14 protein-coding genes are annotated in these 11,912 nt (G+C 71.7%); 6 read left to right on the top strand and 8 right to left on the bottom strand.

The window, feature by feature from the left end; translation table 11 throughout:
• Positions 1–209 precede the first annotated feature (209 nt).
• From FIV43_RS13125 to FIV43_RS13110, 4 genes are all read right to left on the bottom strand, one after another.
• Positions 210–1,061, bottom strand: coding sequence for an amino acid ABC transporter permease (locus FIV43_RS13125; RefSeq protein ID WP_141014501.1), 852 nt, complete (start codon positions 1,059–1,061; stop codon positions 210–212).
• Positions 1,058–1,753 carry an amino acid ABC transporter permease gene (locus FIV43_RS13120; RefSeq protein WP_196780786.1) on the bottom strand — a complete coding sequence of 232 codons (696 nt, stop codon included), beginning with the start codon at positions 1,751–1,753 and terminating at the stop codon, positions 1,058–1,060. The genes FIV43_RS13125 and FIV43_RS13120 overlap by 4 nt, the downstream gene beginning before the upstream one ends.
• A 95-nt stretch (positions 1,754–1,848) precedes the next feature.
• Positions 1,849–2,748: a transporter substrate-binding domain-containing protein gene (locus tag FIV43_RS13115; protein ID WP_141014499.1), complete on the bottom strand. Its 900-nt coding sequence runs from the start codon at positions 2,746–2,748 to the stop codon at positions 1,849–1,851.
• Positions 2,749–2,761: 13 nt separating this feature from the next.
• Positions 2,762–3,490: an amino acid ABC transporter ATP-binding protein gene (locus tag FIV43_RS13110; protein ID WP_181407796.1), complete on the bottom strand. Its 729-nt coding sequence runs from the start codon at positions 3,488–3,490 to the stop codon at positions 2,762–2,764.
• A gap of 98 nt (positions 3,491–3,588) precedes the next feature.
• On the opposite strand from FIV43_RS13110, the gene FIV43_RS13105 reads away from it, so the two are divergent.
• Both FIV43_RS13105 and FIV43_RS13100 read left to right on the top strand, forming a co-directional pair.
• Positions 3,589–3,987, top strand: a complete 399-nt coding sequence (locus tag FIV43_RS13105) for a substrate-binding domain-containing protein (protein ID WP_231123244.1) — start codon at positions 3,589–3,591, stop codon at positions 3,985–3,987.
• A 150-nt stretch (positions 3,988–4,137) separates the two neighbouring features.
• The gene (locus FIV43_RS13100) at positions 4,138–4,848 is read left to right on the top strand and encodes a haloacid dehalogenase type II (RefSeq protein ID WP_231123237.1); all 711 of its coding nucleotides are present in this window, start codon (positions 4,138–4,140) and stop codon (positions 4,846–4,848) included.
• A gap of 57 nt (positions 4,849–4,905) precedes the next feature.
• On the opposite strand, the gene FIV43_RS13095 is transcribed toward FIV43_RS13100, so the two are convergent.
• Positions 4,906–6,210, bottom strand: a complete 1,305-nt coding sequence (locus FIV43_RS13095) for an HNH endonuclease signature motif containing protein (protein ID WP_196780785.1) — start codon at positions 6,208–6,210, stop codon at positions 4,906–4,908.
• Positions 6,211–6,282: 72 nt separating this feature from the next.
• Here FIV43_RS13095 and FIV43_RS13090 point away from each other — a divergent pair, with 72 nt between their 5' ends.
• Positions 6,283–6,891, top strand: coding sequence for a class I SAM-dependent methyltransferase (locus FIV43_RS13090; protein ID WP_196780784.1), 609 nt, complete (start codon positions 6,283–6,285; stop codon positions 6,889–6,891).
• 12 nt (positions 6,892–6,903) lie between these two features.
• On the opposite strand, the gene FIV43_RS13085 is transcribed toward FIV43_RS13090, so the two are convergent.
• Positions 6,904–7,710: a GNAT family N-acetyltransferase gene (locus tag FIV43_RS13085; protein ID WP_141014495.1), complete on the bottom strand. Its 807-nt coding sequence runs from the start codon at positions 7,708–7,710 to the stop codon at positions 6,904–6,906.
• A gap of 145 nt (positions 7,711–7,855) precedes the next feature.
• On the opposite strand from FIV43_RS13085, the gene miaB reads away from it, so the two are divergent.
• Genes miaB through FIV43_RS13070 form a run of 3 tightly spaced genes read left to right on the top strand, consistent with a single transcriptional unit; the run spans position 7,856 to position 11,090 of the window.
• Positions 7,856–9,376: a tRNA (N6-isopentenyl adenosine(37)-C2)-methylthiotransferase MiaB gene (gene miaB, locus FIV43_RS13080; protein WP_141014494.1), complete on the top strand. Its 1,521-nt coding sequence runs from the start codon at positions 7,856–7,858 to the stop codon at positions 9,374–9,376.
• A 60-nt stretch (positions 9,377–9,436) separates the two neighbouring features.
• Positions 9,437–10,180: a Type 1 glutamine amidotransferase-like domain-containing protein gene (locus tag FIV43_RS13075; RefSeq protein WP_196780783.1), complete on the top strand. Its 744-nt coding sequence runs from the start codon at positions 9,437–9,439 to the stop codon at positions 10,178–10,180.
• Positions 10,181–10,196: 16 nt separating this feature from the next.
• Entirely contained in the window at positions 10,197–11,090 is an 894-nt protein-coding gene (locus tag FIV43_RS13070) for an aminoglycoside phosphotransferase family protein (protein WP_141014493.1), read from the top strand.
• Between the two features lie 45 nt (positions 11,091–11,135).
• On the opposite strand, the gene FIV43_RS13065 is transcribed toward FIV43_RS13070, so the two are convergent.
• Both FIV43_RS13065 and FIV43_RS13060 read right to left on the bottom strand, forming a co-directional pair.
• Positions 11,136–11,618: an NUDIX domain-containing protein gene (locus FIV43_RS13065; protein WP_231123230.1), complete on the bottom strand. Its 483-nt coding sequence runs from the start codon at positions 11,616–11,618 to the stop codon at positions 11,136–11,138.
• Positions 11,615–11,884: an antitoxin gene (locus FIV43_RS13060; RefSeq protein WP_141014492.1), complete on the bottom strand. Its 270-nt coding sequence runs from the start codon at positions 11,882–11,884 to the stop codon at positions 11,615–11,617. The genes FIV43_RS13065 and FIV43_RS13060 overlap by 4 nt, the downstream gene beginning before the upstream one ends.
• Positions 11,885–11,912 lie beyond the last annotated feature (28 nt).

Here is an 11,912-nt window from a genome sequence, read left to right as displayed (position 1 = left end):
ACCCGAGACGGATGCGGCCCCGAACGTTCGCAGCGCCAGGTTTCGCGCCTCGACTTGAACCGTTTCAAAAGTATGTCGAGAGGGGCCGCTCGGTGAACGGGAGCGACATTCGAACGAGACCGCCGCCGGCCCCCGGAACGGCGACTGCCCGGCACCGCCGAGGGGCGGGGCCGGGCAGCCGGTGAGGTCGCGGGTGCGCGCGGGGCGCCCTAGTCCTGGCCGGCAGCCGCGGCTGCGACGTCGATCCGCTTCTCGCCGACGAACTTCTTCTGCACCCAGGTCGCGATCCAGGTGAGGATCAGGTTCATCACGATGTAGAGACCGGCGGTGACCAACACGGTGGGAATGATGTTCTGACCGTTGGACGGACTGTTGTAGGTCAACTTCGCCACGTTCGTGAGTCCCGGCGCGGCCACCGCGTAGCCGAGGCTCGTGTCCTTGAGCGCGACCACCATCTGGCTGATCAGCGCCGGCAGCATGATCTTGACCGCCTGGGGCAGCTGGATCTGCATCATCACCGCGGTCTTGCGCATGCCGAGGGCGTACGCGGCCTCGACCTGACCCTTCGGCACTGCGTTGATGCCCGCGCGGAACACCTCGGCCAGCACGGCTCCGTTGTAGAGCATGAGCGCGACGACCACGCTCCAGAAGGCACCGGTGTCGCCGCGGTCGATGCCCCAGACGTAGAAGACCAGCACCATTGCCAGCAGCACCGGCACTGCTCGCCAGAACTCGACGACCAGCCAGCTGAACCACCGAAGCGGGCGGTGCTCGGAGAGCTTTCCGATGCCGAAGAGTGCGCCGAAGATGACGGCGAGGATGATCGCCGCGACCGCCATCTTCAGGGTCTCGAGGACGCCGTCCACCAGGAACCGCTCGATGTAGACCGGACTGACGAAGGGCTCCCACTTGCGGCCCTCGAACTGGTTGTTGTCGGCCAGGCGCATCACGGCGACCGCGAGCAGACCGAGCAGGACGACGACGGCGAGAACCGTGTAGATCCGGTGGCGCGCAGCCGCCTTCGGGCCGGGTGTGTCGAAGAGGACGCTGTTGTTGCTCATGCGATCCTCCACCTCCGCTCGAGTCGGTGGGCCGCGAACGAGTACACCTCGACCAGCACCACGAAGATCAGGGCGAACGCGATGAAGATCTCGATCCGCGAGCCCGCGTAGTTGTTGGTCATCGAACGCATCACGTTGAAGGCTTCGACCACGCCGACCGCACCGGCGACGGTCGTGTTCTTGATCAGCGCGATCTGGACGCTGGCCAGCGGCGGGACGGTGGCGCGGAACGCCTGCGGCAGGATCACCTCGCGCATCACGCCGCCGAAGGGGAGTCCGATGGCGCGGGCAGCCTCGGCCTGGCCGAGCGGAACCGCGTTGATGCCCGACCGGATCGCTTCGGCCACGAACGCCGCGGTGTAGATGCTGAGGCCGATCACACAGGCGGTGAAGATGTTGTTGAGCCGGATGTCGCCGGCAGTGGTGGGCACCACGATGTCGACGAAGTCGAACTTGATGTTCAGCTTCGGCAGTCCGTAGCGGAACAGCAGCAGGACCATCAGCAGCGGGGTGTTCCGCACCAGGCTGACGTAGATCACGGCTGCGACGCGCAGCACGCCGATCGGGCCGACCCGCATCGCCGCGATCACGGTGCCGAGCAGCAACGAACCGATGCCGGCGATCAGGAACAGGAGCACGGTGTGCGTGAAGCCGATCAGGATGGCTTCACGGTTCTCCCAGACCACGTCCACGTGGGGACTTCCTCTCTGCTGGTCCATCAGGACCGCGGGGTGGTGCGGGGCCCGACGGGCCCCGCACCACCCTGGTGTTCAGTGGCGGGTGCCGCTCAGGCCTGGCACTCGTCCAGCGCCGGCGGCTCCGGGACCTCGACGTCGTCGCCGCCGAGCGTGGCGTTGAACGCGTCCTCCCAGTCGCCGTTCTCGAAGGACTCCTCGAGCACGCCGTTGATCCACTCGCACATCTCGGGCTCGTCCTTGGAGTAGCCGACGCCGATCCGCTCCTCGGAGAACTCGTCGCCGACGACCTTGAGCTCGCCGTCGTACTGGGCGGCGAGGCCGAGCAGGATGGAGCCGTCGGTGGACATCGCGGGAACGGTGCCGTTGGCGACGTCCTCGGCGCACTGGCCGTAGGTCTCGGCCGGGACGCCGACCGCACCCTCCTTGTTGACGTTCTCCAGCGATGTCGAGCCGGCCGCGGAGCAGACCTCCTCACCCTTCAGGTCGGCGATCGACTCCACGTCGGAGTCGGCCGGCACCAGGATCTGCTGGCCGGTGACCATGTAGGGACCGGTCTGGCCGACGATCTGGCGGCGCTCGTCGGTGATCGAGTACGACGCCAGCACGAGGTCGACGCGACCCGACTCCAGGTACGGCTCCCGGTTGTCGGAGATCGTCTCCTCGTAGTTCACCGCGTCGGTGTCCTCGGGGTCGATGCAGAGGTCGGCGACCAGCAGCTTGGCGATCTCCACGTCGAAGCCCGTCGGGATGTCCGACCCGGCGTCCATGAAGCCGAGACCGGGCTGGTCGTACTTGACGCCGACGTTGATGGAGCCGGCGTCGGCCAGCTCAGCCATCGGGGTGCCGTCGTCGAACTTGCCGTCGCAGTCGTCCTCGGCGGAGACATCGACACCGCCGTCGCCGTCCTCGCCCGCGTCTCCGCACCCAGCGAGCGTGCTTCCCGCGACGAGCAGGGCCGCCGCGGCCATTCCGAATTTCAACCTGCGCATCTTCTCTGTCTCCTCAGTGTTTGAGGATCTTGCCGAGGAAATCCTGGGCACGATCGCTCTGGGGGTTGGTGAAGAAGGACTCGGGGTCCGACGTCTCGACGATCTGGCCGTCGGCCATGAAGATCACCCGGTTGGCCGCGGTGCGGGCGAACCCCATCTCGTGGGTCACCACGATCATGGTCATGCCCCGCTCCGCGAGGTCGACCATCACGTCGAGGACCTCCTTGATCATCTCCGGGTCCAGCGCCGAGGTCGGCTCGTCGAAGAGCATCACCTTCGGGTCCATCGCCAGCGCACGGGCGATCGCCACGCGCTGCTGCTGGCCGCCGGAGAGCTGGGCGGGGTACTTGTTGGCCTGCGCTCCGACGCCGACCCGGTCGAGGAGCTCCTTGGCGCGCTTCTCGGCCTCGGCCTTGGGCTTCTTGCGCACCTTGATCGGGCCGAGGGTGACGTTCTCCAGGATCGTCTTGTGGGCGAAGAGGTTGAACGACTGGAAGACCATGCCCACATCGGCACGGTGGGCGGCGAGCGCCTTGCCCTCCGCGGGCAGCGGGGCGCCGTCGATCGAGATCGCACCTTCGTCGATGGTCTCCAGACGGTTGATGGTGCGGCACAACGTGGACTTTCCGGACCCGGAGGGCCCGATCACCACGACCACCTCGCCGCGGGCGACCTCGAGATCGATGTCCTGCAGGACGTGCAGGTCGCCGAACCACTTCTGGACACCGGCCATGCGCACCAGCGCGTCGTTGCCGCTCTCTTCGCGCACCGTCATGCGCAGTGACGCTAGCCGCGCCGGAAGGGCCGCGGCTAGTGCGACACGGGCCCCGAGACCAATCCGTGACCCGCGTGGAAGCGGCCGGGCCACCGACCCACGATCCGCTGGCCGGGGTCGCGGAGTCCTTCGCGCAGGCGGGCATGGACTTCGCGGACGTGCCGGTGATCGAGGTCGAGTTCACCCGGGCGGGCGGCAAGAGCGCCGCGGAGCGGATCCTCGCCGACCACCCCGAGGTGACCGCGATCCTGGCCATGAACGACGACATGGCGATCGGGATCCTCTCCGTGCTGCGGTCGCGCGGTGTCGACGTCCCCGGGCGGATCTCGGTGACCGGATTCGACGACGTGGCGGTCGCCGGCGACCTGGCGCCGTCGCTGACCACGATCCGGCTGCCGATGGTGACCATGGGGGAGCACGCGCTGGAGCTCGCGCTGAAGGAGCCGGCCGCGCGGGCACGGTGACGCACAGCCGGCTACGAACTGGTGGTGCGCGACTCCACCGGGCCACCGGCCTGACCGGGCCGCCGGTGCAGAGTCGCGGAGTCGTGTCGCGGAGTCGTGTCGCGGAACGGTGTCGCGGAACAGGCGGGTCGGGAGGCGGGTTGGACGTGCATGGCTGACGGCAGCGCGATGGACCCGTTCCGGGCGGTCGATGCGGTGGTGCTCGACGTCCTCGGCACCATGGTCGATGAGGCCTCCGGGATCCGCCGGGCCCTGCGTCGACACCTGCCCGGCGCGGACGAGGACGAGATCGGTCGACTCACCGCCCGCTGGCAGGAGGTCGCCGGGACGGCGCAGACCGCGGTCGTGGACGGACGCCGTGGCTTCGCCCGGGCCGCGGCTCTCGACCACGAAGCGGCGGCGACCGTCCTCGCGGAGGGGGACGCCGCCGTGGACCGCGCCACCGTCGCCGGGCTGGTGCGTGCCGCGCGGTTGCCCGACCCGTGGCCGGACTCCGCGGACCTCCTCGACCGGATCGCGCGCGACCGTCTGGTAATCGGGCTCTCCAACGCCGGGCTCGGCCAGCTCGCGCGGCTGAGCGCGCACGCGGGACTCCGCTGGCACCTCGCCCTCTCGGCCGAGGCCGCCGGGACGTTCAAGCCCGATCCCGCGGCGTACCGGCTCGCGGTGGACGCGGCCGGGGTGGCGCCGGAGCGGGTCCTGATGGTGGCGGCCCACGCGTGGGACCTGCGTGGCGCGGCGCGGGCGGGCATGCGGACGGCGTACGTGCCGCGCCCGGTCGCGGACCCGCCGCTGAGCACGGATCGCTTCGACCTGGTCGTGGGCAGCGCGGCCGAGCTGGCGGACGCGCTGGCGCCTTGATGAGGGCGGCTCGGGGCGACGGAGCCGGGTCGGGCGATCCGGGTCGGGCGATCAGGGTCAGGGTGGTCGGGTGCCGATGGGGTCGGTGAGCCACGCCTGCCCGTGCGGATCGCGCCAGATGAAGGTGCCGGGGGACTGCGTGGCGTAGGTCCAGCCGCCATGCGTCTTGGCACGGTGGTGCCCACGGCACAGTGGCGCGAGGTTGCACGGACAGGTGGAGCCCCCACCGGCGTGAGGGATGACGTGGTCGCTGTCGCAGCGCGTGGCGTGCCGGGTGCAGTGCGGGAAGACGCAGCGGGTGTTGCGCATCCGCACCTGGTCGTGGAGGCGTTGCGGGATCTCGTAGGCGTCGACCGGTGCGCAGGCCGCGAGGTCGAGCACCGGACGGACCAGGATCGTGCCGGCGGAGCCGCACCAGGCGCGGACCTGGTCGACGGTGACCGGTGCCCGGGTCTCCTCGAGCCGCGCCACGGCGCCACCGCCGGTGAGTGCGGCCTCGGTGAGATGCACGTGGAGCACCACCGTGCGGGACCGTCGTGCCCGACGACCGGTCCTCGGGCGTTCGCGGGTGTCCGGTGCGCCCAGGTCGAGGGGCTGGTCGGCACGGGCGAGGTCGCCGAGGGCCCGGGACCGCCGCACGTCGAGGGCGTCGGCGCAACCGAGGTCGGCGAGCTCGCGCGCCCGCGTCCCGATCACCGCTTCGAGGTCGAGGGCGTCCGCGGTGTCCAGCACGCCGTCGATGCCGACCGTGCCAGCTGTCCCGGCCTGGTCGAGGTGGATGTCCAGGCGGCGTCGCTCAGCAGCATCCCGGCGACGCTGCTGGGCCGCGTCCGGGTCGAACCGGGTGAGTGCCGCGTCGAGCAGCCGATCGATCTGCGCCCAGGAGCAGCCATGGGCGACGGGCGCCAGGTGGCGGTCGACGTACGCCGCGGCGACGGCAGGGAGCGGCCGGGTGAGGTCGGCGATCCGCAGACCCTTCCAGGTGGCCACCTCGCCGGCGGTGACCCGGCGCCAGGTCCGCGGCAGCCGGTGCGCCAGCTCGACGACCTGACCCACGTAGTGGCGTCCGGAGTCCAGGGAGCGTCCCAGGGTGGCGGCGAGCTCGGTGACCGCGAAGTCCGAGATCAGCGGTGCACCCTCGCCCGCGACGGGAAGCCCGGTGTCCAGCCCGCGCTCGGTGAGCGTGCAGGCGTCCTCCCCGGACCGCACCACGTGATGCTCGGCCCAGGCCGCGATGGCGACCACCTGTGCGATGCGCAAGCGGGTGAGCCCCGCCTCGGTCGCGGCGATGTCGGCGAGCCGACCGGCCTCGGTGCAGGCGTCCTCGGCTCCCGTGGGGTCGAGGACGGTGCCGAGGGCCATGACCCGATTTCATCAACCGGGTCCGACAGAAGTGCTGGTGAAGCCCCGTCGTGCGGGCGCTACGGTCGGCGGGTGGTCGACGACGACATCGCACAGTGGGACGCCGAGGCGGCCGCGTTCGACGAGCCCGCGGATCATGGCCTCCGTGATCCGGTCGTGCGCGACGCGTGGCGGGAGTTGTTGCTGAGCAGGCTCCCGGAGCCGCCGGCAAACGTCGCGGACCTGGGCTGCGGCACCGGAACGCTCTCGGTGCTGCTGGCCGAGGTCGGCTACTCGGTGACCGGTCTGGACTTCTCGCCGCGGATGATCGAGCTGGCCGAACGCAAGGCGGAGGGCGTCGACGGGGTGCGGTTCGTGCAGGCCGACGTCGACGATCCACCGGTCCCGGCGGCGTCGTACGACGTGGTGCTGTGCCGCCACGTGCTCTGGGCGCTGCCCGATCCCGGCATGGCGCTGCAACGGTGGCTCCGGCTGCTGAGGCCGTCCGGAAGGCTCCTTCTCGTCGAGGGCCTCTGGTCCAACGGTGCCGGCCTCCGGGCAGAGGAGACCGTCCGACTGGTCCGCGAGACGGGCCGGAGCGCACACCTGACGCGGTTGGCGGACCCGACGTACTGGGGGCGGACGATCAGCGACGACCGCTACCTGGTGACGAGCCTGCCGGCGCCCGCAGACCGCCCCTGAGAGCCTTCCGCCTCAGCGCCGCCACTCGTACGGCGTCGTCGCGGAGACCCGGAGGAACCCGTAGCGCTCCAGGATCGGGCGCGAGTCCTCGGTGGAGTCGCTGTGGATCAGGGTCCTGCCGCGGCGCAGGGCCGAGCGGGCCCGGGCCGCGGTCAGCGCGCGGTAGATCCCGCGTCCTCGCCACGCGGGCAGGGTGCAGCCACCCCAGATGCCGGCGACCTCGGTGCCGGGCACCGGCTCGAGGCGTCCGGCCGAGACCATCGCGCCCCCGGCCTCGGCGACCCACAGTTCCATGGCGTCGTCCGTGCCGTCCTCCAGGGCCAGGCGACGCAGCAACGCATCGGCCAGCTCCGCGCCCTCGGCGGGCGGGTCGCCGAACGCCTCGGCACACATCGCGCTCATCGCCTTGACGTCCTGTTCCGCGCGCACCTGCCGCAGCACCACCCCCTCCGGCAGCGGTACGTCGACCGTCAGCCGCGCGGCCTCCCCGATCATGATCGACTCGGTCTCCTCGGCCACGAACCCGTGCCGCAGCAGGCTCTCGTGCAGGCCGGGCGCGTCGTCGTGGGCGCGGGTCTTCCACTCCACCCGGGTGATCCCCGGGTCGGTCCGGAAGTGGTCGAGGGCGTCGACCACCAGGCGCTCGATCCCTTCGGCGTCCGCGCCGCCGAGGTCCTGGTAGGTGACGAAGCCGCGTCCGCCGGCGAAGGTCACCAGTCGCAGCGGACCGTGCGCACGCACCGCGACCGCGCTCGGCGTCTCTGCGTCGGTGCGCAGCTGCTCGTCGTAGGCGGCGAGGTAGCGGGTGCGCAGGTCCACGCCCCCATGATCCCCGGCGTCGCTCCCGCGGCGCCAGCCGATTGCCGGCGTGGGACCAGGTGCCGGACGCAGGTCCCGGACACCCGTGCGGAGGGTGTCTGCGAGTTCACGGATGGGCCGGGCGGCGCCGTACCCTGGGACGGTTATGAGCACCGCCGCGTCCGCCCGTCCGCGCACCTACGAGGTCCGCACCTACGGCTGCCAGATGAACGTCCACGACTCCGAGCGGATCGGTGGACTCCTCGAGGACGCCGGTTACGCCCCGTTCGACCGGGAGGCCTCGGACGCGGCCCAGGCCGACGTCGTCGTCTTCAACACCTGCGCGGTCCGGGAGAACGCGGACAACCGGCTCTACGGCAACCTCGGCCACCTCGCCCCGGCCAAGGAGGCCAACCCCGGCATGCAGATCGCCGTCGGCGGCTGCCTGGCCCAGAAGGACCGGACCACGATCACCCGGAAGGCGCCCTGGGTCGACGTCGTCTTCGGCACCCACAACATCGGCTCGCTGCCTGCGCTGCTCGAGCGCGCCCGGGTGCAGGAGGAGGCGCAGGTCGAGATCCTCGAGTCGCTCGAGGTCTTCCCCTCCACCCTGCCCACCAAGCGGGAGTCCGCCTACGCCGCCTGGGTGAGCGTCAGCGTCGGGTGCAACAACACCTGCACCTTCTGCATCGTGCCCAGCCTGCGCGGCAAGGAGAAGGACCGCCGTCCCGGCGAGATCCTCGCCGAGATCGAGGCGCTCGTCGCCGAGGGCGTCTCCGAGGTCACCCTGCTCGGCCAGAACGTCAACTCCTACGGCGTCGAGTTCGGCGACCGGCAGGCCTTCTCCAAGCTGCTCCGGGCCTGCGGCGACATCGACGGCCTGGAGCGCGTCCGGTTCACCAGCCCGCACCCGGCCGAGTTCACCGACGACGTCATCGAGGCGATGGCCGAGACCCCGAACGTGATGCCGCAGCTGCACATGCCGCTGCAGTCCGGCTCGGACCGGATGCTCAAGGCGATGCGCCGCTCCTACCGCCAGTCCAAGTACCTCGGCATCATCGAGCGGGTCCGCGCGGCGATGCCCGACGCGGCGATCACCACCGACATCATCGTCGGCTTCCCGGGCGAGACCGAGGAGGACCACCAGGCGACGATGGACGTGGTCCGCGCCGCCCGGTTCTCCGGCGCCTTCACCTTCCAGTACTCCAAGCGGCCCGGCACCCCGGCGGCGACGCTGCCCGACCAGATCGCCCCCGAGGTGGTCAAGGACCGCTACGGCCGCCTCGTCGAGCTGGTCAACCAGATCGCCTGGGAGGAGAACCAGCGGCTGGTCGGCAACGAGGTCGAGCTGCTGGTCGCCGAGGGAGAGGGCCGCAAGGACACCGAGACGCACCGGCTGTCGGGCCGCGGACCGGACAATCGGCTGGTCCACTTCGAGGCCGACTTCTCGGCGGTCGGCGGCGAGGCGCCGCGGCCCGGCGACCTGGTCACCACCCGGATCACCTACGCCGCCCCGCACCACCTGGTCGCGGACGGGCCGGTGCTCGGCCTGCGCCGCACCCGTTCCGGCGACGCCTGGGACGCCCGGGTCAACGGAGCGGCCCCGGCCGGCGCCGGTCAGGTCGGCCTGGGCATGCCGCAGATCGGGGTGCCGGCACCGCTGCCGCCCGCCCCCGCCTGCGGCTGACCTCGGCGAGCCCCTCCGCTCGCCCCGCATCCACCGCCGTGCGTGCGGGATCAGGTGCGTTTGGCAGGATCGGAGGATGCCCGCCGACGCACCGACCATCCTGGCGACCTCCGGAGGCGTGCTGCCCGGGGACCGGACCCGCTGGCGGGTCGGCCCGCTGACGACGTACGCCGTCGACCTGGCCGGCGTGCAGGGCCGCCCCCGAGGGTCTGCTTCCTGGCCACCGCCTGCGGCGACGCCCCCGAGCTCGTCCGCGACTTCTACGACATGGCCACCGCGGCCGGGTGGAGCCCCAGCCACCTGAGCCTGTTCCCGATGCCGAACGTCCCCGACGTGGCCGCCCACCTGCGCGCGCAGGACGTCGTGTGGGTGTGGGGTGGCAGCGTCGCCGGGCTGCTGGCGATGTGGCGGCTGCACGGCGTCGACACCGCGCTGCGCGAGGCCTGGGAGTCCGGCGTGGTGCTCACCGGGGTCTCGGCCGGGTCGATCTGCTGGCACACCGGAGGCACCACCGACTCCTTCGGGCCCGACCTGCGGCCGATCACCAACGGTCTCGGGCTGGTGCCCTACGCCAACGGCGTCCACTACGACTCCGAGGAGCAGCGCCGGCCGCTGTTCCAGCAGCTCGTCGCCGACGGCACCCTGCCCACCGGCTACGCCACCGACGACGGGGTCGGGGTGCTCTACCGCGGCACCACGTTCGTCGAGGCGTTGACCGAACGAGACGGCGCCGGTGCCTACCTGGTCGAGCGCGACGGCGACCGCGCCGTGGAGACCGCGCTCCCGGTCCGCCGGCTGCGGTGAGCGGACGCGCCCGCTGATGGGGTTCGAGGACGGTCTGGTCGGCTTCGAGCCGCTCCCCGGTGGCTGGTCGGGAGAGACGTTCCTGGCCGAGACCGCGTCGGAGCGGTCGGTGGTGCGGATCTTCGCCGCACCCCACCACCGGTCGGAGGCACCCGAGATCCAGGCGGCGCTGCACCAGCTGGTGCGCGGACTCGTCCCGGTCCCCGCCGTCAAGGAGGTACGACGCCGCCGCGACGCCGACGCGCCCGGACTCCTGGTGACCGAGCACCTGCCCGGGGTCCGCGGCGACCTGCTCCTCGCCGATCTCGACGCCGGGGACCGTGCCCGGGTCGGGGCGGTGGCCGGGGAGGTCGCGGCGACGCTGGCCGGCATGGCGACCCTGCGCTCGGGCACCTGGGCCGACGCCGACCTGCGGATCGCGCCGTACGAGATCTCCTTGCCGGGTTGGGTCGAGGACCATGCCGCCGCGCTGGCCCGGCACGGCTGGAGCGCTGCGGACCTCGGAGCTCTGGGGTCGCTGGCCGCCGAGGCCGACCCCCTGCTCCTCGCGGTGGGCCGGACCTGCGTGGTCCATTCCGACCTCAATCCGAAGAACCTGCTGTTCGACCCGTCGACGCTGCGGGTGACCGGCGTCGTCGACTGGGAGTACAGCCACAGCGGCCACCCCTGGACCGACGTCGGCAACCTGGTCAGGGTCGAGGGTGACACCGCCTTCAACGAGGCGGTGCTGTGCCAGTGGCGCGAGCGGCACGGCGGCGATCGATCCACCCTGCTGTCCGGCGCACGGGCGGCGGACCTGGTGGCGCTGGTCGAGCTCGCCGCCCGTGCCGAGGAGAACCCGGTGGCCGAGGCGGCAGCAGTGCGACTGCGGGCGGCGGTGGCCGACCCGGCCGGCTACCTCACCGGCTGAGCGGCCCGACCGCGCTCAGAGGCCGAACCCTCAGAAGCCGAACGCTCAGAAGCCGAACGCCGTCAGCGGGGCGAGGTCGCCGTCGCGGATGCCGCGCAGCACCTGCGCCTCGTGCGGGACCAGCGGCTCCGGCAGGGCGGCCAGTGGCCACCAGCCCAGGTCGGCGCACTTGGCCGGCTCCACGATCCGCGGATCGCCCAGCCAGGAGCGCGCCACGAAGAAGAAGTCGATCCGCTCGTCGATCGGCAGGTCGTGGGCGGTGCGCTGCATCGCGGTGGCGAACTCCAGGACGAGGTCGCTGACCCCGATCTCCTCGGCCGCCTCCCGCGCGGCGGCCTCGGGGGCGGTCTCCCCGGCCTCGACGTGCCCGGCCGCGGCGGCCGCCCACCGACCGTCCATGTAGCCGGTGTTGCGGCGCAGCTGGAGCAGCACCTCGGTGCCGTGCAGTCCGTCGCGCACCAGGAAGACGTAGGCGGCCGGCACGATCGCGAAGCGGGTCTTGCCGGTGGTCGGGTCGGTGATGCTCACCGGGCAGGCGGGGGCGGCGGCGGGGGAGGCGTCGGGCCGTCGGAGTCGCGCGGGTCTCCCGGAGCGCCCGGGCCGCCCTGATCGCTCTCGAACCTGTCCAGGGTCTCCTTGGCCTTGGAGGCCCCGCCCTGGATCTTGTCGCGGTACTTGCCACCGGTCTTCTGGTCGGCCAGGCCGGCCGCCTTGTCGATGCCGGCGTCGATCTTCGAGCCGTGCTTGTCGACCGCCTCGGTCAGCTTCTTCTTCGCGTCGTCGAGAAAGCCCACGAGTTCCTCCCTTTCGAATCACCGGGTC

The sequence above is a fragment of the Nocardioides sambongensis genome (assembly GCF_006494815.1).
Lineage (GTDB): Bacteria > Actinomycetota > Actinomycetes > Propionibacteriales > Nocardioidaceae > Nocardioides > Nocardioides sambongensis.
The sequence above is the reverse complement of the archived record's forward strand: the minus strand, read 5'-3'. Positions and strand labels throughout refer to the sequence as shown.

Coding starts and splice junctions, on each gene's coding strand:
- FIV43_RS13125 (WP_141014501.1), bottom strand. CDS start 1,061: ATGAGCAACAACAGCGTCCTCTTCGACACACCCGGCCCGAAGGCGGCT.
- miaB (WP_141014494.1), top strand. CDS start 7,856: ATGAGCACCGCCGCGTCCGCCCGTCCGCGCACCTACGAGGTCCGCACC.
- FIV43_RS13095 (WP_196780785.1), bottom strand. CDS start 6,210: ATGGCCCTCGGCACCGTCCTCGACCCCACGGGAGCCGAGGACGCCTGC.
- FIV43_RS13115 (WP_141014499.1), bottom strand. CDS start 2,748: ATGCGCAGGTTGAAATTCGGAATGGCCGCGGCGGCCCTGCTCGTCGCG.
- FIV43_RS13100 (WP_231123237.1), top strand. CDS start 4,138: ATGGCTGACGGCAGCGCGATGGACCCGTTCCGGGCGGTCGATGCGGTG.
- FIV43_RS13070 (WP_141014493.1), top strand. CDS start 10,197: ATGGGGTTCGAGGACGGTCTGGTCGGCTTCGAGCCGCTCCCCGGTGGC.